A 24791-nucleotide genomic window follows, 5' to 3' on the forward strand; every position below is an offset into this window, starting at 1 on the left:
GGCCCCCGGCCCCCGGGCCCCCCCCGGGGGCCCCGCCCCCGCCGGGGGGGGCCCCCCGCCGCCCGGGAACGTGCCCCTTCCGGGGCAGCGGCGCGGTGTGCCGGGCGGCCCGTCCGCCCTGCGCAGCACGGCGGCTCTTGCGGGAGCGGCGGGCGAGGCGCGGGTGGCCGACCTCCGGCGGAGGTAGGACGGTTCCTCTCCGAGAGGGACTGTCCTACGGCTGAGGCTGACCGGGCACGACCGGCATGGGCACCACCCGGTCGGGGTCCGCGCGGTACGGGGCGAAGGCCGCCTCGGCCGCCGGCTGGTAGGGCCGCCGTGACATCCGTGTCACCAGTTGCCACATCCGCCGCTCCTCGGCCAGCTCCTTCGGCAGGACGAGTCCGAGCGCGTCGGCGAGAGGCTTGCGCCCGACGTTCACCAACGCCCGTACCGCAGCCGCCCATTCGTCGGTGGCGACCACCGCCGACCGGTACCAGACCGGTACGAGCACGAGCGCGAGGACGGCCGTCGGGACGAGCGGGCCGTAGGCGGACGGCTCGACCGCGAGCGCGGCGAGGGCCGTGAGCGCCAGCAGTGCGTGGCCGTACAGGAGTGCCACGAAGAAGTCGACCGGTGTGCGGGCGGTCTCCGTCTGCCGGACGGCGGGCCCCGGTGCGGCGCTGGTCAGCTCGTTCCACAGGACCTGGGTGTCGAGCCGGTAGCGGTCGTGCCCGTACTCCTCGAACCGCCGGATCGCATTGCCGAGCCGCGTCGGCGCGATCTGCTCGTCGCCGATCGGATAGCGGCTCAACTGCTCCTGCAGTACGGCCAGTCGGAGCGAGGGATGCCCGGGCTCGGCCACCCGGTCGGCCAGCCGCTGCCTGCGGGCCCGCTGGGTACGCAGACCCCGGTCGTACGCGCGCTGCGGCCACAGCACGTACCCCTCGAGGATCCGGTACAGGGGCTGCTGCAGTGCGCTCAGGACCAGACCGAGCAGGACCGCGCAGACCAGCAGCAGCGTCATGGTGCTGCTCTGCGAGCTCGGCCACAGGCGCCGCATCAGCCCGAGCTCTTCCAGACTCGGCGCGACCGCGAAGAAGAACACGGCCAGATTGATCGCGGACGGCAGCACCCATCCCACGAGCAGCGCCCATCCGCCGCCGAGCACGCCCTTGGCGATATCGCCCACGCGTCAGCTCTCCTGGGGCCAGTCGTCGCCGGGGTCGATGACGGGGCCGGGGGGTGTGACGGAGTGGGGGGCGTCGCGGCGGCCCGAGGGCAAGGTGTCGGTGTACTCCTCCTCGGCCGGGGCCTCGTCCCCCGGTTCCTGCAGCGGTGGGTACACCGGCTCCGGCGGGGACTGCGTGGCGTCCTCCGCGCTCACCACGACCTGCTCACCGTTTGGCGGCGTGAGCGTGACCGCACGCACCCCCGGCCGCGGCAGAAGCCACTGGAAGACGGGGCCGATCAGCCCCTGCAGGCCGGGCGTCTCCGGGACGTGCACGCGCACGGTATCCGAATGATCCAGCGGCTCGACCGTCCACGGCCCGCCGGCCTGGCGCAGATGCCGCTGCAGCGACCACGCCAAGTCCTCGGCGTCCGCGGTGATTTGGAGCGTGATCAACAGGTCCACGCGCCTCAGCATAGGGCGGCCCGGCAGACGAGGAAGGGCCCCCGGCGCAATGCCGGGGGCCCTTCCTCGTACGGGAGTTGCTCAGTCCTTGATCTCGCAGATCAGCGCACCCGACGTCAGCGAGGCACCGACCTCCGCCGCCAGACCCTTGACCGTGCCGGCACGGTGCGCGTTGATCGGCTGTTCCATCTTCATCGCCTCGAGGACCACGATCAGATCGCCCTCGGCGACCTCCTGGCCCTCCTCGACCGCGACCTTGACGATCGTGCCCTGCATCGGCGACGCGAGCGAGTCGCCCGAGACCGCCGGGCCCGACTTCTTCGCCGCGCGGCGCTTCGGCTTGGCGCCGGCCGCAAGTCCCGTACGGGCGAGCGTCATGCCGAGCGACGAAGGCAGCGAGACCTCCAGACGCTTGCCGCCGACCTCGACGACGATCGTCTCGCGGCCCGTCTCGTCCTCGTCCTCGCCAGGCTCGGGCGTCACCGTGAAGGGCTTGATCTCGTTGACGAACTCGGTCTCGATCCACCGGGTGTGGACCTTGAACGGCGAGGCGGTGAACGCCTCGTCGACCACGACCGCCTGGTGGAACGGGATGGCCGTGGCCATGCCCTCGACCTTGAACTCGGCGAGCGCACGCGCGGCACGCTGCAGCGCCTGCTCACGCGTCGCACCGGTCACGATCAGCTTGGCCAGCAGCGAGTCCCAGGCAGGGCCGATGACCGAGCCGGTCTCGACGCCCGCGTCCAGGCGGACGCCCGGGCCGGTCGGCGGGGCGAACAGCGTCACGGTGCCGGGCGCCGGAAGGAAGCCCCGCCCCGGGTCCTCGCCGTTGATACGGAACTCGAAGGAGTGGCCGCGGATCTCCGGGTCGCCGTAGCCGAGCTCCTCGCCGTCCGCGATACGGAACATCTCGCGGACCAAGTCGATCCCGGTGACCTCTTCGGTGACCGGGTGCTCCACCTGGAGGCGGGTGTTGACCTCGAGGAAGGAGATCGTGCCGTCCACACCGACGAGGAACTCGACGGTGCCGGCGCCGACGTAGCCGGCCTCCTTGAGGATCGCCTTGGACGCCGCGTACAGCTGCTTGTTCTGCTCCTCGGTGAGGAACGGCGCGGGCGCCTCCTCGACGAGCTTCTGGTGGCGGCGCTGCAGCGAGCAGTCACGGGTGGAGACGACGACCACGTTGCCGTGGCTGTCGGCCAGGCACTGGGTCTCGACGTGCCGCGGCTTGTCGAGGTAGCGCTCGACGAAGCACTCGCCGCGGCCGAAGGCGGCGACGGCCTCGCGGACGGCCGAGTCGTAGAGCTCCGGGACCTCTTCGAGGGTGCGGGCGACCTTCAGACCGCGGCCGCCGCCACCGAAGGCGGCCTTGATCGCGATCGGCAGACCGTGCTCCTCGGCGAACGCCACGACCTCGTCGGCGCCGCTCACCGGGTCCGGCGTACCGGCCACCAGCGGGGCGCCGGCGCGCTGCGCGATATGCCGCGCGGCGACCTTGTCACCCAGGTCGCGGATCGCCTGCGGCGGCGGACCGATCCAGATCAGACCCGCGTCCAGGACCGCAGCTGCGAACTCGGCGTTCTCGGACAGGAAGCCATAACCGGGGTGGACGGCGTCGGCACCGGACTCACGGGCGGCCTTGAGGACCTTGTCCATGTCCAGGTAGCTGGTCGCCGGTGTGTCACCGCCCAGGGCGAACGCCTCGTCCGCGGCCCGTACATGCAGAGCGTCCCGGTCCGGGTCGGCGTAGACGGCTACGCTCGCGATCCCTGCGTCCCGGCACGCCCGGGCTACGCGGACAGCAATTTCGCCTCGGTTGGCGATCAGCACCTTGCGCACGATGGCTCCCTCCTTGAAACAAGCTGAGTTTAGGGACTGCCGACACGGCCTTTCGACCCGTCCCCAAGGGTGAGCTTGCCCACACGGAGTGTGATGCGAGGGCCGCTCCACTCGCGAAATCCCTTGTCGCACCACGGTACGCCGGGTTTCTGAACGCCACGGTAACCGGCTGGTGTGGTGCAGGTCTCTGTCTTCGGGGCCAGCGCCTCATCACGTTTCTTTGTGGAGTCCCTACGAACGGCCGAACCAAACTTTGCCCTGGGGTGTCCATGAACGGCTGAGCGGGGCCCCGGGTCGGTCCGAGGGGTGTCCGGCTCTTGTCCTCCGCCTTACTCGCCAGTAGCGTTCGCCGCGAAGCGATAGGCAGGGCCTAGGGGTAACCAGGGGTAGGGGTACGCGTGATGCGCAGAGCGGCGGCCGTTGTGGCCGCGATCCTGCTGTTCGTCGAGGCCGTCGGTCTGGTGATCGTCAATGTGGTCCTCGGCAAGGTCGCCAAGGCCCAGTCGATGTCCTTGGACGGGATCGACCCGGACGTCATGTCGACGTCCTCGTACGTGCTCGCCGGCGTGGTCTTCCTCTACCTCGGGGGGTGCGCGCTCGTGCTGCTCGTGTCCGCGATCCGCAACCGCCCGCACGGCCGTTTCGCCCGCGTCCTGCTGATCAGCGCCGCGGTCCTGCACGCCGTGCTCGGCGCCCTGACCGTGGGCATGGTCGGCTGGGAAGCATTCGCCTTCATGATGGTGATGTTCGCTCTGATCGTGCTCAGCCTCATGGGATACGAGGGCAGGCCCGAGCCCGAGGACACACCCCCCGCGCCGGCGAACGGCGGGGAGCCGCAGACCGCATAGGGCCCCCTTGGGGATCAGGCCTGGTCCTGTGCGGCCGGCACCCACAGGTCGGTGATCGGCACGCCCAGCTCGCCGAGCAGCCGGCGCAGCAGCGGCAGGGAGATCCCGATGACGTTGCCGTGGTCGCCCTCGATGCCGTCGACGAACGGCGCCGAGCGGCCGTCGAGCGTGAACGCGCCCGCCACGTAAAGGGGTTCACGGCTGGCGACGTACGCGGCGATCTCCGCGTCCGTCGGCTCTCCGAAGCGCACCGTGGTGGACGCGGTGGCCGAGACCTGCCGGCCGCTCGCCGTGTCGATCACGCAGTGCCCGGTCTGCAGCACTCCGGCCCGTCCGCGCATCGCCTTCCAGCGCGCGGTGGCCTCCTCGGCGTCGGCGGGCTTGCCGAGCGCCTCGCCGTCGAGTTCGAGGACCGAGTCGCAGCCCACGACCAGGGCGCCCGCCGCCTCGGGGCGCGCGGCGACCGCCTCGGCCTTCGCCTCGCCGAGCACACGGGCGAGTTCGGCGGGGGTCGGCGCGGTGATCGCGTCCTCGTCGACGCCGCTGACGATCACCTCGGGGGCGAGGCCGGCTTGGCGCAAGAGGCCGAGCCTTGCGGGGGATTGGGAGGCGAGGACGAGGCGGCGGGTGGGCTGAGCAGTCATGCGGGTCAGAGTATCGGGGTGGGCGGGGGCCGGCCGCGGCGCCGGGAGCGACGGACACGGGCTCCCGGACACCGCAGGGGCCGGGTCACTTCTTCAGGAGCACGGCCTTCATGACGTCCTTCGCGGTCGGCCCGCCGAGCCTGCCGCCCGCGATGTCGCTGCGCGGGATGTCCTGGCCGGGGTCGACGAACACGGCGACCGCGACCTGCTTGCCGTCGCTGTTCTTGCCGTACGAGATGAACCAGGCGTACGGGGGCAGCTCGTTGTTGGCGCCGTGCTGGGCGGTACCGGTCTTGGCGCCGACCGTGATGCCGTTGCCGATCACCGCGGGCCGGCCCGAGCCGTTCTCGGCGGTCGACTCCATGGCCTCGCGGACCTTGGCCGCGGTGTCGGCGGAGATCGGCCGGGACCGCTCGGCCGGCTCGGTCTTCGCGATGAGGTCACGGTCGGGGCCGCGCAACTCGTCGACGAGGTACGGCTTCATGACCTTGCCGTCGTTGGCGATACCGGCCGCGAGCATCGCGATCTGCAGCGGGCTCGCGGTCACCGAACCCTGGCCGATACCGCTGAGGCCGGTCTGCGGGACGTCGATCTCGGACGGGTAGACGGACTTGCCGGCCCGGATCGGGGTGTCGACCTCGCCGTCGTTGAAGCCGAAGCCCTCGGCGACCTCACGCATCTTTTCCTTGCCGACCTCGACGGCCAGCTTGGCGAACACCGTGTTGCAGGAGACCTCCATGGCCGCCTTCACCGAGGCGTTCTTGCAGGGCAGGCCCTCGGTGTGGTTGGGCAGCGGGCTGGTGGTCTGCGGCAGTGTGTACGGGTCGGGGGTGTCCGTGTCCTCGTTGACGTCCGTGACCTTGCCGGCCTCGATCGCGGCCGCGGCGGTGAGCACCTTGAAGGTCGAGCCCGGCGGGTAGGTCTCCTTCAGGGCGCGGTTGAGCAGCGGCTTCGCCTTGTCGGCCCCCAGCTTCTTCCACTGGTCCTCGTCCTCCCCGTCCTTGGTGCTCATCCCGGCGAAGGACGAGGGGTCGTACGAGGGGGTGGAGGCGAGCGCGAGGATCTTGCCGGTCTCCGGCTCGATCGCGGCGACCCCGCCCTTCAGGTTCAGCTTGCCGAGTCCTTCGAAGGCGGCCTTCTGCGCGTCCGGGTCGATCGTCGTGTAGACATCGCCGCCGCGCTGGGACTTGCCGGTCAGCATGTTCACGGTGTTCTGGATGAACAGCCGGTCGTCGGAGCCGGAGAGCAGTTCGTCGTTCAGGTTCTCCAGGCCGGTGGAGCCGTAGGCCTGCGAGGAGTAGCCGGTGATGGGGGCGTACATCGGACCTTCCTTGAAGGTCCGCTTGTACTTGAAGTCCTGCCCGTCCACGGCCTTGGAGCCGGTGATCGGCTTGCCCGCGACGAGGATGTTCCCGCGCGGCTGCGCATAGCGCTCGATCGCGACCCTGCGGTTCTTCTCGTGCTTCGCGAGCTCGTCGCTCTCCGCGTACTGGATCCAGTTCGCGCGGACCAGCAGTGCGAGCACAAGAAGCCCACAGAAGATGGCTATGTGTCGCAGTGGCTTGTTCACGTGGTGCGTCCCTCCCCGGCGTTTCCTTCAGTAGGGACGATAGGGCGCGGCGGCCGGTTGCGGGACCCCGGCCCCTCAGTGCACCCCGAGCACGAACATCGCGAGCACCATCGCCAGGGCGAGCAGAAAGCCCGCGCGCCGCATCATCGCCTGCGCATCGCGCATGTCCTTGGGCGGCTTGTTCTCAGGGTCGGACCAGAGCATGCCTCGATGGTGCCGCCGCGCACGACGGTGCGCCTGAGTACGGGTACTCAACCGCTGTCGGTATCCGAGCACATCTAAAGGGATTGGGGTTCCGTTAGGGGTGATGGCTCTGCTAACGTCTGGCTCACCTTAAAGGGACCATCGACCCATTAGAGAAGGTGTGTCATGAACAAGCACTTCCGTCGTGCCGTCGCCCCGCTCGCCGCTGCCGCCCTGGGCCTCACGCTCCTGAGTGGAACGGACGCCGCTGCCGGGCCGGCCGACTGGACCGCCGCCTGGGCCGCGTCCCCGCAGCGTGCGAGCGAGGGATTCACCTCGAACTGGGCCGAGACCGGTTTCTCGCACCAGTCGGTCCGCCAGACCGTCCGCGTCACCGAGTCCGGCGACCGGGTCCGGATCCGGCTCTCCAACGCCTACGGCAGCTCACCGCTGCACATCACCCGCGCGACCATCGCCCGGGCCGGCGAAGGGGCCGCCGTACAGAAGGGGTCCCTCCGGCATCTGAGCTTCGGCGGCAAGCGGTCCGCCGTGATCCCGGCGCATGGGCAGGCCGGCGCCGACGCGGCCGAACCGCGCGGCGGCGCCGCGGGGTCGGTGACCGTCACGCTGTATCTGGCGGGCACGACCGGGCCCGCGACCTTCCATGCGCAGGGCTTCGCGCACTCGTACCGCGCCGAGGGGGACCATGCCGCGGATGTGTCCGGGCGGGCCTTCGACGAGCACACGGCGTCCTGGTACTACCTGGCGGGAGTCGACGTCGAGGGCGAGGGCGGCGCGCGGGACGGCGGGGGCGTGGCGCTCTTCGGGGACTCGATCACCGACGGCTTCGGCTCCACGCACGGCGCGAACCGGCGCTACCCGGACGCGCTCGCCGACCGCATCGACCGCCCGGTGATCAACGCGGGGATCGGCGGCAACCTCGTCCTCAACGACTCGGCCTGGTACGGCGACCGGGGCACCGCGCGCTTCACCCGGGACGTCCTCGACCAGCCCGGTGTCACCACGGCGGTCGTCCTGGAAGGGCTCAACGACATCGGGTTCTACGAGGCGCAGAAGGCCGGCTACGAGCGGCCGACGTTCTGGCCCGCACCCAAGGTCTCGGCGCCCGAACTCATCGCCGGATACCGGGCGTTGATACGCCAGGCGCACGAGCGGGGTGTCCAGGTGGTGGGCGCGACCCTGCTGCCCCTGGGCGGATCGGACCACTACGGCGCGCACGCGGCGCGCATCTCGGACGAGGTGAACACCTGGATCCGCACCTCGGGGGAGTTCGACGCGGTGGTCGACTTCGACCGGGCGCTCGCCGACCCGGCCGACCCGGAGCGCATCGCCGCCCGCTACGACTCGGGCGACGCGCTGCACCCCAACGACGCGGGGTATGCGCGGATGGCCGAAGAGGTCGCCGAGGTGCTGTGACGCAGGCGGGAACGGGCGGTCGCCCGGCCTCGGCGGGGGCCGGGCCGCCGCCCGTCGAACGTTCGGTGCGGACCTACCGGGCCGTCATCCGGGCCAGTACGTACGGGACCAGGACGTCGGACCGGGAGCCGGCAGCCGGTGGCGGGCCACCCGCGCCGGGTCGGACCAGGCGTCGGACGGTGCGGGCGCGCCGGCCCCCTCGGTGGCCAGGGACGCGGCGCGCGCCTGGACCACCGCCAGGGCGGCGGCGAGCTCCTCCGGGGTCGGATTGCCCCGGACGACCTTGATCATCATCGGCGTACCTCCTAGAGGGGGATGTTGCCGTGCTTCTTGGGGGGCAACGACTCGCGCTTGGTACGGAGTTGACGCAGGCCGCGGACGACCTGGCGGCGGGTCTCCGAGGGCATGACCACGGCGTCGATATACCCGCGCTCGGCCGCCGTGTACGGGTTGAGCAGCGTGTCCTCGTACTCCTGGATCAGCCGCGCGCGCGTGGCCTCCGCGTCTCCGGAGGCTTCCGCCGCGGCCAGCGTCTTGCGGTGCAGGATGTTGACCGCGCCCTGCGCGCCCATGACGGCGATCTGGGCGGTCGGCCAGGCGAGGTTGAGGTCGGCGCCCAGGTGCTTGGAGCCCATGACGTCGTACGCGCCGCCGAAGGCCTTGCGCGTGATGATCGTGATCAGCGGGACCGTGGCCTCCGCGTACGCGTAGATCAGCTTGGCGCCGCGACGGATGATGCCGCCGTACTCCTGGTCGACGCCCGGCAGGAAGCCCGGCACGTCCACGAAGGTCAGGACCGGCACGTTGAACGCGTCGCAGGTGCGCACGAACCGCGCGGCCTTCTCCGAGGCGTTGATGTCCAGGCAGCCCGCGAACTGCAGCGGCTGGTTGGCCACGATGCCGACCGGGCGGCCCTCGACCCGGCCGAAGCCGGTGAGGATGTTCGGCGCGAACATCGACTGCGTCTCGAAGAACTCGCCGTCGTCCAGGACGTGCTCGATGACGGTGTGCATGTCGTACGGCTGGTTCGCGCTGTCCGGGATCAGCGTGTCCAACTCACGGTCCTCGTCGGACAGTTCGAGATCCGCTTCCTCCGGGAAGGCCGGCGGCTCGCTCAGGTTGTTCGACGGGAGATAGGAGAGCAGCGACTTGACGTACTCGATCGCGTCCTTCTCGTCCCCCGCCATGTGATGGGCCACACCGGACGTGGAGTTGTGGGTGCGGGCGCCGCCCAGCTCCTCGAAACCGACGTCCTCGCCGGTCACCGTCTTGATGACGTCCGGGCCCGTGATGAACATGTGCGAGGTCTGATCCACCATCACCGTGAAGTCGGTGATCGCGGGGGAGTACACCGCGCCGCCCGCACAGGGGCCGACGACCAGCGAGATCTGCGGGATGACGCCGGAGGCGTGGGTGTTGCGGCGGAAGATCTCGCCGTACATCCCGAGCGCCATCACGCCCTCCTGGATGCGCGCGCCGCCCGAGTCGTTGATGCCGATGACCGGGCAGCCCGTCTTGAGGGCGAAGTCCATCACCTTCATGATCTTCTGCCCGAAGACCTCGCCGAGCGCCCCGCCGAAGACCGTGAAGTCCTGCGAGAACACGGCCACCGGACGGCCGTCGACCGTGCCGTATCCGGTGACCACGCCGTCGCCGTACGGCTTGTTGGCATCGAGCCCGAAGTCGGTCGAGCGGTGCCGGGCGAACTCGTCCAGCTCCACGAACGAGCCCTCGTCCATGAGCAGCTCGATCCGCTCACGGGCCGTCAACTTGCCCTTGGCGTGCTGCTTTTCCACCGCACGTGCCGAACCGGCATGGGTCGCTTCATCGATACGTCGCTGCAGGTCCGCGATCTTGCCCGCGGTGGTGTGGATATCTACCTGCGCTGCCTGCTCGGACGGCTGCTGCGGCTCGGACATCGGGATGCGGCTCCCTGCCTGCTCGAATACGTCGGACTGGTGGCTGCTCGTATGAGAACGCTTGGCTACTGATGCGTAGCGTATCGGCGTGGCGCGGCCCCGGCAGTGCGGTGTTTCCCACATCTAGTCTGTCTTGCATGACGAGCCGAGAGTCCTCTGGAAACCGCTGGTCCGACCTCGAACGGCCCCCGCTGAACGGTGCGGCGCTGCGGCAGGCGCTCACCAACACGGGCGGTCTGTACTGCGATGTCGAGGTCGTCCCGGCCACCGGCTCCACGAACTCCGATCTCGCCGCGGCGGCGGTCGCCGGGCAGGCCGAGGAGGGCGCCGTCCTCGTCGCGGAGGAGCAGACCTCGGGCCGCGGCCGCCTCGACCGGACCTGGAGCGCACCGCCGCGCTCGGGCCTGTTCTTCTCCGTCCTCCTGGAGCCCTCGAAGGTGCCCGTGCACCGGCTCGGCTGGCTGCCGCTGCTCGCCGGGGTCGCCGCGGCCTCCGCGATCTCCCGTACGGCGGGCATCGACACGGCCCTCAAGTGGCCCAACGACCTGCTCGTCACCGTCGACGGCGAGGAGCGCAAGGCCGGCGGCATCCTCGCCGAGCGGGCCGGCGAGAACTTCGTCGTCCTCGGCATCGGGCTCAACGTCAGCCTCGACGCCCACGAACTGCCCGTGCCGACGGCCGGTTCGCTCACCCTCGCCGGCGCCCGGGGCCAGGACCGCGACCCGTTGCTGCGTGCCGTCCTGCGCTCCATCGAGCAGTGGTACGTGCCGTGGCGCGACGCGCTCGGCGACCCCGCCGCGTCCGGGCTCCAGGAGGCGTACGCCGCCGGGTGCGCCACGCTCGGGCGCAGGGTGCGCGCCGAACTCCCCGGCGAGCGCACCCTGGTCGGCGAGGCCGTCGCGCTCGACGGTGACGGGCGCCTGGTCATCGCCGTGGACGGGGGCGGCCGCGAGGCGGTCGGGGCCGGGGACGTCGTCCATCTGAGGGCCGCGTCCGCGGCCGAGTCCGATTGAGGACTTCCGTATGTATCCGATGAGGACTTCCGTACCTAAGTGAGCCAGCCCACACCTGCCGTATCGTGGTGCCCGTTCGTCAGCAGCGTTATGGGGCTGTGACAGATCGAATGGCGCGGAATGCGGCAGCGAGTGCGGAAGGGCAGGGCAGCAGGCAGTGACCGTCGATGACTCGGGCTCTCACTCCGGCTCCGCCACCGCGCACGCCAACGGTGCGGCGGGCGGCGCGCCCTCCGACGAGGAGCCCGGCCCCCGGCCGATCGACCACTCCGCGCAGCAGACGGCGGGCCCCGACGGCGAGACCGATCCGCTCGCGCTGCGGCTCGAAGGGCTGATCCTCGGCGCCGAGCGCCGCTACACCGCGTTCCAGGCCGCGCGCACCGCCGGTGTCTCGATGGAGCTGGCCTCGCGGTTCTGGCGGGCGATGGGCTTCGCGGACATCGGCCAGGCCAAGGCGCTCACCGAGGCGGATGTCCTGGCGCTGCGCCGCCTCGCGGGTCTGGTGGAGGCCGGGCTGCTCAGCGAGGCCATGGCCGTCCAGGTGGCGCGGTCGACCGGGCAGACCACGGCGCGGCTCGCCGAATGGCAGATCGACTCGTTCCTCGCGGGGCTCACCGAGCCGCCCGAGCCGGGCATGACCCGCACCGAAGTCACGTATCCGCTGATGGAGCTGCTGCTTCCGGAGCTCGAGGAATTCCTCGTGTACGTGTGGCGGCGTCAGCTCGCCGCCGCGACGGGCCGGGTCGTGCAGGCCGCGGACGACGAGGAGATGGTGGACCGGCGGCTCGCGGTCGGTTTCGCGGACCTCGTCGGGTTCACGCGCCTGACGCGCCGTATGGAGGAAGAGGAACTCGGCGAACTGGTCGAGGCGTTCGAGACCACCTCCGCCGATCTGGTCGCGGCCAATGGCGGGCGGCTGATCAAGACGCTGGGGGACGAGGTCCTGTTCGCGGCGGACGACGCCGGGACGGCCGCGGAGATCGCGCTGCGCCTGATCGAGACGATGGCCGGGGACGAGACGATGCCCGAGCTGCGGGTCGGGATCGCGTTCGGCACGGTGACCACGCGGATGGGCGATGTCTTCGGTACGACGGTGAACCTGGCGTCGCGGCTCACGTCGATAGCGCCGAAGGACGCCGTCCTGGTGGACGGGGCGTTCGCGGCGGATCTGCAGCGGTCTGGGGACGCGCCGGTTTCCGAGGCGGAGGCGGCGGCGGAGGCGGAGAAAGCGCTGGCCGCCGGGGAGACGCCGCCGGGGTATCGGTTTGCGCTCCAGCCGATGTGGCAGCGGCCGGTGCGGGGGCTTGGGGTTGTGGAGCCCTGGCTGTTGACGCGGCGGGGCTAGGTTTTCGGGTGCGGGTGCGGGTGCGGGTGCGGGTGCGGGTGCGGGTGCGGGTGCGGGTTCGGACGCGGATGCCTGCGCGGCTGCCGGTGCCTGTGCGGGTGCCGGTGCGTCGTGGTTTCGGTGGGGCGCCTGCGGCGGGCTGATTTACCGTCGGACCCCTGCGCCCCGGACCGTCGGACCCCGGCGATCCCGGCCACCTCGAACCCCGGCGGCGCTACCTGCGGAACCGTCTCCGTTCCCCCTGGCGTTCCTTCTCCGGGGCGTCCGCGAGTTTGATCACCGGGTCGTCCGGGCCCTCGCGGCCTGCGATGACCGGGTTGGTGGAGCGGGCGGCCTTGGCGCGGTACTGGGCCGCGTCCGCGAGGCGGAAGAGGCGGCGGGCCGAGCGGACCGGGCCGATCGGGTCGCCGGTCGAGGCGACCCCGCAGGCCACGCCCTCGCCGAGGTCCAAGTCCAGGGCCCGTACGCAGAGTTCGTCCGCGACCCGTGCCACCTCGTCGGCCGAGGGGCCCACGGAGAGCAGGCAGAACTCGTCGCCGCCGAGCCGCGCCGCGAGCGCGCCGGGCAGCATCGCGCCGCACAGCGAGAGCACCGAACCGAAGCGTTCGAGGAGACGGTCGCCCGTCGCGTGGCCGTGGGTGTCGTTGACCTTCTTGAGGCCGTTCAGATCGCAGACGACGAGGGAGACCACCGTGCCGTCGCGGCGGTACGACTCCACCGCCTCGTCGAGGCGGGCATCCACCGCACGCCGGTTGGCGAGCCCGGTGAGCGCGTCCGTGAAAGCGAGCCGCCGGGCCTCCTCCAGCCGTTCGGTCTGGGCGAGCCCGGCCGCGATCACCGCGGCGAGAACGGTGGCGAAGTCGGCGTCCTCGCGCCCGAACACCGCGGTGCCCACGGGCCGCGCCACATAGAGCTCGCCCCAGGCCCGCCCGTTCAGGACGATGGGCGCGACCACACAGCAGCCGCGGCCGCGCCGGCGCAGGGCGGCCACGCGCTGGTGGCAGTAGCCGGCCGCTCCGCCGGCCGGGCCCTCGGCGGTCTCCACCCAGGCGTTGGGTTCACCGCCGCCGGCCCAGCGTTCGTGCAGGAACTCGGTGATCTCGGGGAACTGGTGCACCGGATAGGTCTCGTCGTCCGGGAACTCCTCCTCGCCGGCGGCTCGTTCGCCGGCGTTGACCAGGACTTTCAGCCGCCCGCGCTCCCGCTCCCAGACGGAGAGGGCCGCGAAGCTGCCGCCGAGCGCGCGCTGTGCGCCGTGCGCGGCGGCGAGCCATGACTCCCGCGGGCTGTGCGCGGCGGCCATGGCCTGCGCCACGCGGACGACCCCGGCGAGCCGGTCTTCCTGTCCCATCTCCCCAGGTTAGGGAGGTATGGGAAGTTTGCTGACTTTTAGGGCGTCGGCGGGTGGTTACGCCAGCGGTCCCGTGACCTTCTCCACCGCGGCGAGCAGTCCACCGTCCCGTACGAACGACTCCGCCGCCGCCAGGTCCGGTGAGAGATAGCGGTCAGGGCCCGGGCCCTCGACGCCCGCCGCCCGCGCGCCCGCGATCGCCGCGGCCGATGCGGGGGCCGGGCTGAGGCCGGTGCGCAGTTCGGTCGCCCGGGGCGACGCGGACAGCTCGATGGCCACGACGCGCGCGAGATTCCCGACCGCCGTACGGAGCTTGCGCGCCGCCGACCAGCCCATGGAGACGTGGTCCTCCTGCATCGCCGAGGACGGGATCGAGTCCGCCGAGGCGGGCACCGCGAGCCGCTTCATCTCGCTGACCAGGGCGGCCTGCGTGTACTGGGCGATCATCAGGCCCGAGTCGACGCCCGCGTCGTCCGCGAGGAACGGCGGCAGACCGTGCGAACGGTTCTTGTCGAGGAGGCGGTCGGTGCGGCGCTCGGCGATCGACGCCAGGTCGGCCGCGGCGATGGCGAGGAAGTCCAGGACGTACGCGACGGGGGCGCCGTGGAAGTTGCCGTTGGACTCGACGCGGCCTCCCCCACTCTCGGCTTCGCTCGAGCGGGAGGTGCCCCCAGGCAGGACGACCGGGTTGTCGACCGCGGAGGCGAGCTCGCGCGAGGCGACGAGGGCGGCGTGGGTGAGGGTGTCGCGGCCCGCGCCCGCGACCTGCGGGGCGCAGCGCACCGAGTACGCGTCCTGGACGCGCGGGGCGTCGTCCTGGTGGTGGCCGGTGAGACCCGAACCGGCAAGCACCGCCGCCATGTTGGCGGCCGAGGCGCCCTGGCCCGGGTGCGGGCGGATCGCGTGCAGCTCGGGCGCGAGCACCTTGTCGGTGCCGAGCAGTGCCTCGAGGGAGAGCGCGGCCGTGACGTCGGCGCTCTTGTAGAGGCGCTCCAGGTCGTCGATGGCCATGAGCAGCATGCCGAGCATGCCGTCGGTGCCGTTCAGGAGGGCGAGGCCCTCCTTCTCGCGCAGCTCGACGGGCTTGATGCCGTGGGCGGCGAGCAGCTCGCCGGCGGGCTTGACGACACCGTCCGGGCCCTCCGCGTCGCCCTCGCCCATCAGCGCGAGTGCGCAGTGCGAGAGCGGCGCGAGGTCGCCGGAGCAGCCGAGGGAGCCGTACTCGTGCACGACCGGGGTGATGCCCGCGTTCAGCAGGTCGGCCATGGTCTGCGCGACCTCGGGGCGGACGCCGGTGTGGCCCGAGCAGACCGTCTTCAGGCGCAGGAACATCAGCGCGCGGACCACCTCGCGCTCGACGTGCGGGCCCATGCCGGCCGCGTGCGAGCGGACGATGTTGCGCTGCAGCTGCGCGCGGAGCTCGGTGCTGATGTGGCGGGTGGCGAGCGCGCCGAAGCCGGTCGAGACGCCGTAGACCGGCTCGGGCCTGGCGGCGAGCGCGTCGACGATCTCGCGGGCCTTGGCGAGGGCGGTGAGGGCCTCGGGGGACAGCTCGACGCGGGCGTTCTCACGTGCCACGGCGATGACGTCGGCGGGGGTCGTGCCGGACGTCCCGAGCACCACGGTGTGCATAGTCATATTCAGCAGCCTACGGATTGAATCGGGATGTGTCACTGGTCAGTTCGAGGAGCACCCATTACCTGTGGGGGCAGGGGTTGATTTCACCGCCCTTGCTGCCATGATGCCGAAGTCGGTGAACGTACGTTAACCAGGAGGCCCCCATGGCAGAGGCAGCGGCGCAGGAAGAGCGGTACGGCGAGTTCGTGGCCGTACGCCGGCACGGGTACGTCGCCGAGTTCGTGCTCGACCGGCCCAAGGCCATGAACGCGGTGTCCAGCGCCATGGCCGGCGCGATCGGTGAGGCCTGTGCCGCGCTGTCCGCCGACCGCGACGTCCGCGCCGTGGTCCTGACGTCCTCGCACGAGCGGGCCTTCTGTGTGGGCGCCGACCTCAAGGAGCGCAACTCCTTCACCGACGCCGAGCTGCTGCGTCAGCGCCCCGTCGCCCGCGCCGCCTACACCGGCGTACTCGACCTGCCGATGCCCACCATCGCCGCCGTGCACGGCTTCGCCCTGGGCGGCGGGTTCGAACTCGCCCTGTCCTGCGACCTGATCGTCGCCGACGCCACCGCCGTCGTCGGCCTGCCCGAGGTGTCCGTCGGTGTCATCCCCGGCGGCGGCGGTACGCAGCTGCTTCCGCGCCGCGTGGGGGCCGCGCGGGCCGCCGGGCTGATCTTCTCGGCGCGGCGCCTGGAGGGCGGGGGGGCGCGGGGGTTGGGCCTGGTCGACCCGCTGGTGGTGGGCGGGCGGGGCCGTACGGGGGCGCGCGCCCTCGCCTCCCGTATCGCCGCCAACTCTCCGGTCGGACTGCGCGCGGCCAAGCGCGCGCTGCGGCTCGGGCACGGTCTCGATCTGCGGGCCGGCCTCGAGGTCGAGGACGCGGCCTGGCGCAGCGTCGCCTTCTCGGGCGACCGGGCCGAGGGCGTCGCGGCGTTCAACGAGAAGCGCGCGCCGCAGTGGCCGGGGGAGTGAGGCTGGGCGGCGCGACCGGGAAGTGAGGCGGGGCGGCGGGACCGGGAAGTGAGGCAGGGCGGAGGGACCGGGGGAGTGGGGCGGGGCGAAGGAGCCCTCAGGCCCCGACGAACCGCCGCTTGCTGAGCGCGAAGATCCCCACGCCCGAGATCAGAAAGGTCAGCCCGCCCGCGAGGTACGGGGTCGTGTCCGTCGACCCCGTCTCCGCGAGCCGCGTCGCGTCGGACGCGGAACTGGCCGAAAAGCCCTCCACGCCGGAAGCGGAACCGGAACCAGGCGCGGAAGCGGAACCGGGCCGAGCCGATGTCTCGTGTCTGTCCGCGGCGGCCCGTTCCTTCTGCTCCCCACTGGCCGTCGCCGAGGGAACGAACCACAGGGCGCCGAGCAGGGACCCGGCAGCGGTGGCGGTGAGCAGTGAACGGCGTGCGGATGACACGGAGTGGATCCCCTTGTGGTGCCGGTGGTTTGGGAGCCTTCCGAGGACCGGCTCCCACCGTGTGCGGCGATGCTAGTGAACACAGCGGGTCGCGCGAAAGTGGAGGACGCCTTCCGGCTTACGCTCCGGCTCATGAGCACCCCTGAGACATCCCGTTTCGTACGGCTACGCGTGGAACTCGTCCTCGAGATCACCGACGAAGGTGCGCTGACCGGCGCCGCGCTCGACCGGATCGGCGAGGACGCGTACATGCCGGAGGAGGAGCGCACGCACGCCGAGTCCGCCGTGCGCGAGGAGGCGGCCGAGGCGCTGGCCTATCTCGTCGATCCCTTCGATCTGGTCGCCGAGGTTCCCGGCGTCGAGCTGACCCAGGCCTCCTGGAGCAGCGAGGCGGTCGACCACGATCCCGACGACCCCGAGTGGGACGAGGAGGACCTCGACGGAGACCTCGAGTACGAGGACGAGGGCGAGGACGGCGAGCTTCCCTACGACGAGGACGACCTCGCCTACGGAGAGGAAGAAGCGGCATACGGAGAGGAAGAGCCCGAAGGGTTCGAAGAGCTCGAAGAGGGCGAAGGGGACGAGGATCACACCCGGGCCCATGGAGCGGCGCCGGTGGGCGCGTAACCTCGAAGTGGCGTAGGAACCCCGGTCGGCGGACCCCGTCGACCGGGGTTTCGTCGTCTGCGTCGTCCCTGCTGGAACGGCCGGGGGGCACGTGTCCTGGACCACATCCTCGCCGGATTTGGAACCGCTCGAAGTGGTACGCGTGTTGTAAGGGTGTGCGGGGTCTGACTCCGCGCGGGGACAAACGGGGACTTTCGGGGCATCCGGGGATTCGGCAACGATGGAGAAGCGTGTGATGACGGACAGCAAGCGGCGCAGGGGCCTGGTGGCCATGTCCGCACTGCTCGGCGGCGTCCTTGTACTCTCGGCCTGCAGCAGCGGGGACGACGGTGCGAAGGGCAAGGAGACCCAGCAGGAGAAGGCCGACGAGGCCGCCGCGAAGGACACCTCCGCCGCCCGAATATCCGTATCGCCGAAGAACGGCGAGAAGAACGCGTCGATCAACAACGCCGGCCAGGTCACCGTCAAGGACGGCACCCTCACCAGCGTCACCATGACGACCGGCGAGGGCGACAAGGTCGCGGGATCGATCTCCGCCGACAAGAAGACCTGGAAGCCGGACGCCCAGCTGGAGCGCGCGACCACCTACAAGGTCAACGTCGCCGCGAAGGACTCCGAGGGCCGCGAGGCGCACGAGAACTCCACCTTCACCACGGTCGCGCCCACCAACAGCTTCATCGGCAACTTCACGCCCGAGGACGGCTCCACCGTCGGTGTGGGCATGCCGGTCTCGATCAACTTCGACAAGGCGATCGAGAACAAGGCCGATGTCCAGAAGGGCATCACCGTCACCTCCAGCAGCGGTCAGGAGGTCGTCGGCCACTGGTTCAACTCGACCCGGATCGACTTCCGTCCCGAGGACTACTGGAAGGCCGACTCGACCGTCACGCTCGACCTGAAGCTGGACGGCGTCGAAGGCGCCGACGGTGTCTACGGCGTGCAGCAGAAGTCGATCACCTTCAAGGTCGGCCGCTCGCAGGTCTCCACGGTCGACGCCAAGACCAAGCAGATGACCGTCACCCGCGACGGCAAGGTCATCAAGACCATCCCGATCTCCGCCGGCGCGCCCGACAACAAGACGTACGAAGGCCAGATGGTGATCTCCGAGAAGTTCAAGGAGACCCGGATGAACGGTGCGACGGTCGGCTTCACGGATGACGACGGCAAGGGCGAGTACGACATCAAGGACGTGCCGCACGCGATGCGTCTGTCGACCTCCGGCACCTTCATCCACGGCAACTACTGGGGCGCCAAGTCCATCTTCGGCTCCGCCAACACCAGCCACGGCTGCGTGGGTCTGGCGGACGCCAAGGGTGCCGACGACAAGGGCACGCCGGGCTCCTGGTTCTACGACAACTCGATGGTCGGCGACGTGGTGATCGTCAAGAACACCGGCGACAAGACCGTCGCTCCGGACAACGGTCTCAACGGCTGGAACCTGAGCTGGTCCGAGTGGACGGCAGGCTCGCAGGCCTGATCCGCCCGCCTGCCGCAGGACACCCCCAGGGACCCCGGTGGCCCGCACCTCTTCCGAGAAGTGCGGGCCACCGCCCTTGCCGGACGGGGTATTTGGGCGGCGTACGGCTTCTCATCGCGCTCTCAGACGCCCCTTATCCCGCCATCACACGCCGTTCCTACCTTCAGCCGCATGTTCTTCACCTACTTGCGGCGTGAGCTGCGCCGTCGCAGAAAGGCGGCGCTCGTCGTCGCCTCCGGGCTCGCGCTCGGCATCGCTCTGGTCATCGTGGTCAACTCCGTCTCGGCGGGCATGAAGCAGGCCCAGGGCGAGGTCCTCGAATCGCTCTACGGACTCGGTACGGATATGACCGTCACCAAAGCGCAGGAGGAGCCGGAGGAGGGCGGGACGGCCGCACGGCCGCGCTTCAAGTTCGACGCGAGCGACGGCGGCGAGCAGTCGAACGACATGCTGATGGTGCAGGGCTTCGAGACGCTCAGCACCTCCACGGTCGCCACGGTCGCGCGGCAGGACGGGGTCGCGGACGCGGTCGGCGGACTCAGCCTGACCAGCATCTCGGTGAGCGGCGACTTCAAGCCCGGCGAGATGAAGCCGGCTCAGCCGGGCACGGGCAAGCCGGGCAGCGGCGGCAGCGGTGAAGTCCGCGGCGGCGGCGCCGACTTCGGCGTGAACTCCTTCACCGTGTTCGGTACGGATGTCACCGAGCCGGAGCTCGGGCCGCTGACCACGTCGACGCTGACGAAGGGCCGTACGTTCAAGGCGTCCGAGTCCGACGCGAAGGTGGCGGTGCTCGACTCCGCGTACGCCAAGAAGGAAGACCTCTCGACCGGCGGCCATGTCGAGGTCAAGGGCAAGAAGTTCGAGGTCGTCGGGATCGCCACGGCCGACAAGGGCCAGCCGGCGGCCAACGTGTACATCCCGCTGAAGCAGGCGCAGACGCTCGCCGACGCCAAGGACAAGATCACCACGGTGTACGTGAAGGCCGCGGACTCGCAGGCGATCTCCGCGGTCAAGGATGCGATCCAAAAGAACGTCCCCGACACCACCGTGACCACCTCCGCCGACCTCGCCAAGACCGTCTCGGGCTCCCTGGACACGGCCGCCGGCCTCGCCTCCACCGTCGGCAAGTGGCTCTCGTACGCGGTGCTCGCGGCGGCCTTCCTGGTCGCCGGGCTGCTGACCTCCTCGGCGGTGAGCCGGCGCGTCCGCGAGTTCGGCACGCTCAAGGCGCTCGGCTGGAAGTCGGGCCGTGTCACCCGTCAGGTGGTCGGAGAGGCCCTGGTCAACGGGCTGATCGGCGGTGCGCTCGGCATCGCCGCCGGCCTCGCGGGCGCCTACGCGGTCACGGCCGTCTCGCCGACCCTGACCGCCGAACTCGGCGGCGGGCTCATGGGCGGAGGCGGCCCGGGCGGCGGACTCAGGGTGGCGGGGCCCCGCGGGGGTGGGCCGGTGCAGGACACCGCCGAACGCACCCTCGACATCGCGCTCAGCGCCCCCGTCAGCCTCGCGACCATCGCGCTCGCGGCCGCTCTCGCCATCGGCGGCGGTCTGATCGCGGGCGGCTTCGGCGGCTGGCGCGCCTCGCGGCTGCGCCCCGCGGACGCCCTGCGCCGCGTCGAGTAGCTCTGCGCCGCGCCGAGCGGGCCCCTGGCCCTGTGGCCGACCAGGTCCCTGGCCGGCAGCGGCCCCCAACTCCCGTACGCCTGACGAAAGTTCCAGGAGTCATCCACCATGTACGACCTCAGAGGCGTCACCAAGACCTATCGCCGCGGCAAAGCCACCGTGCAGGCGCTCGCCGACGTCGATCTGACCATCGAGGACGGCGGCCGCCTGGTCATCCAGGGCCCCACCGGCGGCGGCAAGTCCACACTCCTGCAGATGCTCGGCGGGCTCGACCGCCCCACGTCCGGGCAGGTCGGACTCGACGGCACCGATCTCGCCACGCTCCCCGAGGCGCGTCTGACGCGGGTGCGCAGCGAGAACATCGGCTTCGTCTTCCAGTCCTTCAACCTCATCCCGACGCTCACCGCCCAGGAGAACGTCGAGACCGCCCTCGTCCCCCTGAAGCTGAGGGCCGGGGACCGCCGCGAACGGGCCGCCGAGGCACTGGAGTCGGTGGGCCTGGGGGAGCGGCTCGGTCATCTGCCCGACGAGATGTCCGGCGGCCAGCAGCAACGCGTCGCGATCGCGCGGGCGTTGGTGAAGCGCCCGAAGGTCCTGCTCGCCGACGAACCCACCGGGAACCTCGACGAGTCGATGCGCGACGAGATCATGGAGCTGCTCGAAGGGCTGTGGAAGGAGCACGGCCTGACCTTCGTGATGGTCACGCACGACAGCGCGATCGCCCGGCGGGCGCCACGGCTCGCGACGATCAGGAAGGGGCGGCTCACGGTGACCGAGAACGCCCGGGCGTGAGGGCCTGGCGGCCGATGACCGGGTATGCCCGGGTCGGACGAGCCGGGTGCGCCCGGGCCGCACGACAGGCGCTGAGCATGGTCAACTCCTCGCCTGTGCAACGCTATTGAGTACGCATGCTCCCCCCGCCATACTCCCCAGCCCCGGGGGAGCACGTGCACGACGAGACTGCTGTTGAGGTCGTCGACCCCTGGGCAAGGGGGTGCGCCACCTGCGGCGCCGCCCACTGATCTCCAGGGGGAGACGTGCGAAGACAGGTGAAGACAACGGGCATGTCCACGATCGCCGTCGCGGCGACGGTCGTCTGTGTGGTGGGCCTGACCGTCCCGCCGGCGACGGCGGTTCCACCCGCGGGGGCACAGCCGTCGGCCGCGAGCGTCCACAAAACGAGCGGCAAGCAGCAACCCGTACCCACCCGGCGCATCCAGCTGATCACAGGCGACCGGGTGACCGTCGACGACAAGGGCGACGTGATCGGCATGGAGCCGGCGAAGGGCCGGGAGAAGATCCCGGTCCAGGTGCGGCGCGTCGACGGCCACACGCTCGTCGTGCCCGTGGACACCGAGCGTCTGATCGCCGCGGGCAAGCTCGACAGCAGGCTCTTCGATGTCACCGAGCCGGCGAAGGCCCAGACAGCGCGGGCGCGCACCGACGACCTCCGGCTGATCGTCGGCTACCGGGGCGCGGCGTCGGCCGCAAAGTCGGAGGTACGGGAGGCGGGCGCGACCGAGGTCCGCAGGACCCTGAAGTCCCTGAACGCCGACGCCCTGAGCACACCGAAGGACGACGCGGCCGCACTGTGGGCCGCGCTGACCGACGAGCGGGCCGGCGGCCGGACCACCGCCTCCGGCATCAACGGCATCTGGCTCGACGGGGTGCGCGAGGCGACCCTCGACACGAGCGTGCGGCAGATCGGCGCCGACAAGGCCTGGGCGGCCGGCTACGACGGCAAGGGCGTGAAGATCGCCATCCTCGACACCGGCGTCGACGCCAGTCACGCGGATCTCCAGGGCAAGGTCGTCGCCGCGAAGAACTTCTCGGCCGCACCGGACGCCACCGACAAACACGGCCACGGTACGCATGTGGCCTCCATCGCGGCCGGTACCGGTGCCGCGTCCGGCGGCACGTACAAGGGCGTCGCCCCGGGCGCCGAACTCCTGAGCGGAAAGGTCCTCGACGACGACGGCTACGGTACGGACTCCGGCATCCTCGCCGGTATCGACTGGGCCGTCGGCGAGGGCGCGGACATCGTCAACCTCAGCCTGGGCGGCCCGGACAGCCCCGGAACCGACCCGCTCGAAGCGGCCGTGAACACGTACGCGAAGGAGCGGGGCGTCCTGTTCGCCATAGCCTCGGGCAACGTGGGCCCGCGGATGCTCGGTTCCCCGGGCAGTGCGGACGCCGCCCTCACCGTCGGCGCCGTCGACGGGGCCGAGCAGCTGGCCGGCTTCTCCTCCACGGGACCGCGTGTCGGCGACGGCGCGATCAAGCCGGATGTGACGGCGCCCGGTGTCGACATCACGGCGGCCGCCGCGCCCGGCAGCTTCCTCGACTCCGACCCGCAGCTCCCCCATCCCGCACCCGGATACCTCACGATCTCCGGTACGTCGATGGCGACTCCGCATGTCGCGGGCGCCGCGGCTCTGCTCAAGCAGCAGCACCCCAACTGGACGTACCAGGAGCTCAAGGGTGTGCTCACGGGTTCGGCGAAGGGCGGCGCGTACACGCCGTTCGAGCAGGGCGCGGGACGTATCCAGGTCGAACAGGCCATGCGGCAGAGCGTGTTCGCCGACCCTGTGTCGCTGACCTTCGGGGTGGCCGAGTATCCGCACGCGGATGATCCGCTGCTCACGGAGAAGCTCACGTACAAGAACCTGGGAGCCACCGACGTCACCCTCGACCTCTCGGTGAGCGGCCTCGGCCCCGAGGGCGAAGCGGCCCCGGCGGGCTTCTTCGCGCTGGGCGCGGACCAGGTGACAGTCCCGGCGGGTGGCACCGCTTCGGTCGACCTGACCGCCGACACCCGGCTCGGCGGCACGCTGCACGGCGCGTACACGGCGTACGTCACCGCGAGCGGCGGTGGCCCGAGCGTGCGGACGGCGGCCGCCGTGCAGCGCGAGGCGGAGTCGTACGACGTCACGATCAGGAACATCGGCCGCGACGGACAGCAGGCGACGTACTTCTCCAACCGGCTCGTGGGCACCTCGGGCCCCGCCGAGGGCGAGCAGTTCTCCGCGGTCAACGAGGCCGGCGACGTCACCCTCCGTGTCCCCAAGGGGGATTACGTCCTCAACGCGGACATCAGGGTCGGCAGTTACGAGGAGCCCGAGGGCATCGACTGGATCGCCCAGCCGAAGCTCTCCGTCACCGAGGACACCACGGTCACCGTGGACGCCCGGCAGGCGAAGCCGGTCGACCTCACGGCGCCCGGGGTCACGGCTCCCGCCGAGTTCGCGAACGCCGAGTTCACGGTCACGACGGCGCTGCGCCCGTACACCTTCGGCTGGATGTTCCTCAACGGGCGGGGCTACACCGGGTTCCGTACGGCGCACCTCGGACCCGAGATGGCCGAAGGGCTCACCCAGACCTTCGACGGTCACTTCGTGAAGGACGCTTCGAGCCACTACTCCCTGATCTACGGCGGCGAGGTCCCCCGGCTCGCGACCGGCTGGACCAAGCGCGTGAAGATGAGCGAACTGGCCGCCCTGAGAATCGAAATGGGCTCGTCCGCCGCAGGGAAGCGCGGTGCGGTGATGGCCATGGGCTTCATGCCGGGCGCCGCATCGGCCTCGGCGATCACACCGCGCCAGGATCTGCCGGGCATCCGCACGGTGTATGTCTCGACCCACAACAACACCCTGTGGCAGGTGGACTACCAGCAGCAGGGCGAGCCGGACGAGTTCGGCGATCCGAGCGTGGACGCGCAGTACAACCTGGCGACCTTCCAGGTCTACGAGCCGGGCAGAACGTACCGCACGCGGGTCAACCACGCCGTCTTCGGGCCCAAAGCGGACGCGGACTTCCGCCTCGGCGTCTTCCGCAAGGGCAACGAGATCTACGGTCATATGCCGCTCTACAGCGACGGCGAAGGCCACGAGGGCTTTGTGCGCTACGCGTCGGTGAAGACGGAGCTCTACCGCAACGGCACGAAGATCGGCGAGAACGACAACCCGCTGGACGGCTACCCGGGCGGGGAGGGCTACCCCGGTGAGGGTTCCTTCGAGGTCCCGGCCGACGAAGCCTCGTACGCACTCATCAGCCACGCGACGCGGGACCTTGCGGGCGGCAAGGTGTCCAGCCGCCTGAAGACCACGTTCACCTTCCGGTCGAAGGAGGTCGCGGAGGACACCCAACTGCCCGTGTCGGTGGCCCGTTTCGCACCCGCGCTCGCCCTGGACGGGACGGCGCCCCCCCGGCCGCCGGGGGGGGGGCCCGGGGGCGGGGCGGGGGGGGCCCCCCCGGGGGAGCCCCCGGCCACCGG

At 71.0% G+C, this 24791-nt stretch carries 21 protein-coding genes; 10 read left to right on the plus strand and 11 right to left on the minus strand.

Features of this window, described 5'->3' with window-relative positions; translation table 11 throughout:
- Positions 1 to 214: 214 nt before the first annotated feature.
- The 3 genes from JAO81_RS14905 to JAO81_RS14915 form a co-directional block, all read right to left on the minus strand.
- Entirely contained in the window at positions 215 to 1171 is a 957-nt protein-coding gene (locus JAO81_RS14905) for a hypothetical protein (protein ID WP_199548330.1), read from the minus strand.
- Between the two features lie 3 nt (positions 1172 to 1174).
- Positions 1175 to 1615, minus strand: a complete 441-nt coding sequence (locus JAO81_RS14910; protein WP_199548331.1) for a hypothetical protein — start codon at positions 1613 to 1615, stop codon at positions 1175 to 1177.
- Positions 1616 to 1696: 81 nt separating this feature from the next.
- Positions 1697 to 3454, minus strand: coding sequence for a biotin carboxylase N-terminal domain-containing protein (locus JAO81_RS14915; protein WP_199548332.1), 1758 nt, complete (start codon positions 3452 to 3454; stop codon positions 1697 to 1699).
- 401 nt (positions 3455 to 3855) lie between these two features.
- Here JAO81_RS14915 and JAO81_RS14920 point away from each other — a divergent pair, with 401 nt between their 5' ends.
- On the plus strand, positions 3856 to 4302 hold the full coding sequence (locus tag JAO81_RS14920) for a hypothetical protein (protein ID WP_199548400.1): 447 nt from the start codon (positions 3856 to 3858) through the stop codon (positions 4300 to 4302).
- A gap of 14 nt (positions 4303 to 4316) precedes the next feature.
- Here the strand turns inward: JAO81_RS14920 and JAO81_RS14925 are convergent, their stop codons facing one another.
- The 3 genes from JAO81_RS14925 to mmpB form a co-directional block, all read right to left on the minus strand.
- Positions 4317 to 4946 carry a nucleoside triphosphate pyrophosphatase gene (locus tag JAO81_RS14925; protein ID WP_199548333.1) on the minus strand — a complete coding sequence of 210 codons (630 nt, stop codon included), beginning with the start codon at positions 4944 to 4946 and terminating at the stop codon, positions 4317 to 4319.
- 85 nt (positions 4947 to 5031) lie between these two features.
- Positions 5032 to 6516, minus strand: coding sequence for a penicillin-binding protein 2 (locus JAO81_RS14930; protein ID WP_199548334.1), 1485 nt, complete (start codon positions 6514 to 6516; stop codon positions 5032 to 5034).
- Positions 6517 to 6591: 75 nt separating this feature from the next.
- Positions 6592 to 6720: a morphogenic membrane protein MmpB gene (gene mmpB / locus JAO81_RS43400; protein WP_267913020.1), complete on the minus strand. Its 129-nt coding sequence runs from the start codon at positions 6718 to 6720 to the stop codon at positions 6592 to 6594.
- Between the two features lie 165 nt (positions 6721 to 6885).
- Between mmpB and JAO81_RS14935 the strand changes: the two genes are divergently transcribed.
- On the plus strand, positions 6886 to 8136 hold the full coding sequence (locus JAO81_RS14935; RefSeq protein ID WP_199548335.1) for an SGNH/GDSL hydrolase family protein: 1251 nt from the start codon (positions 6886 to 6888) through the stop codon (positions 8134 to 8136).
- 84 nt (positions 8137 to 8220) lie between these two features.
- Here the strand turns inward: JAO81_RS14935 and JAO81_RS14940 are convergent, their stop codons facing one another.
- Complete coding sequence (locus JAO81_RS14940; RefSeq protein WP_199548336.1) at positions 8221 to 8430, minus strand: acyl-CoA carboxylase subunit epsilon; 210 nt, start codon at positions 8428 to 8430, stop codon at positions 8221 to 8223.
- 11 nt (positions 8431 to 8441) lie between these two features.
- Complete coding sequence (locus tag JAO81_RS14945; RefSeq protein ID WP_199548337.1) at positions 8442 to 10055, minus strand: acyl-CoA carboxylase subunit beta; 1614 nt, start codon at positions 10053 to 10055, stop codon at positions 8442 to 8444.
- Positions 10056 to 10192: 137 nt separating this feature from the next.
- On the opposite strand from JAO81_RS14945, the gene JAO81_RS14950 reads away from it, so the two are divergent.
- Positions 10193 to 11068 carry a biotin--[acetyl-CoA-carboxylase] ligase gene (locus JAO81_RS14950; protein ID WP_199548338.1) on the plus strand — a complete coding sequence of 292 codons (876 nt, stop codon included), beginning with the start codon at positions 10193 to 10195 and terminating at the stop codon, positions 11066 to 11068.
- Positions 11069 to 11225: 157 nt separating this feature from the next.
- The gene (locus JAO81_RS14955) at positions 11226 to 12413 is read left to right on the plus strand and encodes an adenylate/guanylate cyclase domain-containing protein (RefSeq protein WP_374194294.1); all 1188 of its coding nucleotides are present in this window, start codon (positions 11226 to 11228) and stop codon (positions 12411 to 12413) included.
- A 214-nt stretch (positions 12414 to 12627) separates the two neighbouring features.
- Here JAO81_RS14955 and JAO81_RS14960 read toward each other — a convergent pair whose 3' ends face one another.
- Both JAO81_RS14960 and hutH read right to left on the minus strand, forming a co-directional pair.
- Positions 12628 to 13764, minus strand: coding sequence for a sensor domain-containing diguanylate cyclase (locus tag JAO81_RS14960; protein ID WP_199548339.1), 1137 nt, complete (start codon positions 13762 to 13764; stop codon positions 12628 to 12630).
- 57 nt (positions 13765 to 13821) lie between these two features.
- On the minus strand, positions 13822 to 15396 hold the full coding sequence (gene hutH, locus JAO81_RS14965; protein ID WP_199548402.1) for a histidine ammonia-lyase: 1575 nt from the start codon (positions 15394 to 15396) through the stop codon (positions 13822 to 13824).
- A 149-nt stretch (positions 15397 to 15545) separates the two neighbouring features.
- Between hutH and JAO81_RS14970 the strand changes: the two genes are divergently transcribed.
- Complete coding sequence (locus tag JAO81_RS14970) at positions 15546 to 16355, plus strand: enoyl-CoA hydratase/isomerase family protein (protein WP_199548340.1); 810 nt, start codon at positions 15546 to 15548, stop codon at positions 16353 to 16355.
- Positions 16356 to 16452: 97 nt separating this feature from the next.
- On the opposite strand, the gene JAO81_RS14975 is transcribed toward JAO81_RS14970, so the two are convergent.
- Entirely contained in the window at positions 16453 to 16791 is a 339-nt protein-coding gene (locus JAO81_RS14975; RefSeq protein ID WP_199548341.1) for an LAETG motif-containing sortase-dependent surface protein, read from the minus strand.
- Between the two features lie 132 nt (positions 16792 to 16923).
- Between JAO81_RS14975 and JAO81_RS14980 the strand changes: the two genes are divergently transcribed.
- The 5 genes from JAO81_RS14980 to JAO81_RS15000 all read left to right on the plus strand — a co-directional run.
- Positions 16924 to 17418: a hypothetical protein gene (locus JAO81_RS14980; RefSeq protein WP_233415382.1), complete on the plus strand. Its 495-nt coding sequence runs from the start codon at positions 16924 to 16926 to the stop codon at positions 17416 to 17418.
- Positions 17419 to 17638: 220 nt separating this feature from the next.
- Positions 17639 to 18895 carry an Ig-like domain-containing protein gene (locus JAO81_RS14985; RefSeq protein ID WP_199548342.1) on the plus strand — a complete coding sequence of 419 codons (1257 nt, stop codon included), beginning with the start codon at positions 17639 to 17641 and terminating at the stop codon, positions 18893 to 18895.
- 171 nt (positions 18896 to 19066) lie between these two features.
- Positions 19067 to 20518 carry an ABC transporter permease gene (locus tag JAO81_RS14990; protein ID WP_199548343.1) on the plus strand — a complete coding sequence of 484 codons (1452 nt, stop codon included), beginning with the start codon at positions 19067 to 19069 and terminating at the stop codon, positions 20516 to 20518.
- Positions 20519 to 20626: 108 nt separating this feature from the next.
- The gene (locus JAO81_RS14995; RefSeq protein ID WP_199548344.1) at positions 20627 to 21310 is read left to right on the plus strand and encodes an ABC transporter ATP-binding protein; all 684 of its coding nucleotides are present in this window, start codon (positions 20627 to 20629) and stop codon (positions 21308 to 21310) included.
- A 272-nt stretch (positions 21311 to 21582) separates the two neighbouring features.
- The coding region (locus JAO81_RS15000; protein WP_233415383.1) for a S8 family serine peptidase at positions 21583 to 24791 on the plus strand (3209 nt) is incomplete at its 3' end.

This window comes from Streptomyces sp. N35 (assembly GCF_016464295.1).
In the GTDB taxonomy this organism is placed as follows: Bacteria; Actinomycetota; Actinomycetes; order Streptomycetales; family Streptomycetaceae; genus Streptomyces.

Coding starts and splice junctions, on each gene's coding strand:
- JAO81_RS14920 (WP_199548400.1), top strand. CDS start 3,856: ATGCGCAGAGCGGCGGCCGTTGTGGCCGCGATCCTGCTGTTCGTCGAG.
- JAO81_RS14925 (WP_199548333.1), bottom strand. CDS start 4,946: ATGACTGCTCAGCCCACCCGCCGCCTCGTCCTCGCCTCCCAATCCCCC.
- mmpB (WP_267913020.1), bottom strand. CDS start 6,720: ATGCTCTGGTCCGACCCTGAGAACAAGCCGCCCAAGGACATGCGCGAT.
- JAO81_RS14960 (WP_199548339.1), bottom strand. CDS start 13,764: ATGGGACAGGAAGACCGGCTCGCCGGGGTCGTCCGCGTGGCGCAGGCC.
- JAO81_RS14995 (WP_199548344.1), top strand. CDS start 20,627: ATGTACGACCTCAGAGGCGTCACCAAGACCTATCGCCGCGGCAAAGCC.
- JAO81_RS14985 (WP_199548342.1), top strand. CDS start 17,639: ATGGAGAAGCGTGTGATGACGGACAGCAAGCGGCGCAGGGGCCTGGTG.
- JAO81_RS14980 (WP_233415382.1), top strand. CDS start 16,924: ATGAGCACCCCTGAGACATCCCGTTTCGTACGGCTACGCGTGGAACTC.
- JAO81_RS14990 (WP_199548343.1), top strand. CDS start 19,067: ATGTTCTTCACCTACTTGCGGCGTGAGCTGCGCCGTCGCAGAAAGGCG.
- JAO81_RS14950 (WP_199548338.1), top strand. CDS start 10,193: ATGACGAGCCGAGAGTCCTCTGGAAACCGCTGGTCCGACCTCGAACGG.
- hutH (WP_199548402.1), bottom strand. CDS start 15,396: ATGCACACCGTGGTGCTCGGGACGTCCGGCACGACCCCCGCCGACGTC.
- JAO81_RS14935 (WP_199548335.1), top strand. CDS start 6,886: ATGAACAAGCACTTCCGTCGTGCCGTCGCCCCGCTCGCCGCTGCCGCC.
- JAO81_RS14940 (WP_199548336.1), bottom strand. CDS start 8,430: ATGATGATCAAGGTCGTCCGGGGCAATCCGACCCCGGAGGAGCTCGCC.
- JAO81_RS14945 (WP_199548337.1), bottom strand. CDS start 10,055: ATGTCCGAGCCGCAGCAGCCGTCCGAGCAGGCAGCGCAGGTAGATATC.
- JAO81_RS14970 (WP_199548340.1), top strand. CDS start 15,546: ATGGCAGAGGCAGCGGCGCAGGAAGAGCGGTACGGCGAGTTCGTGGCC.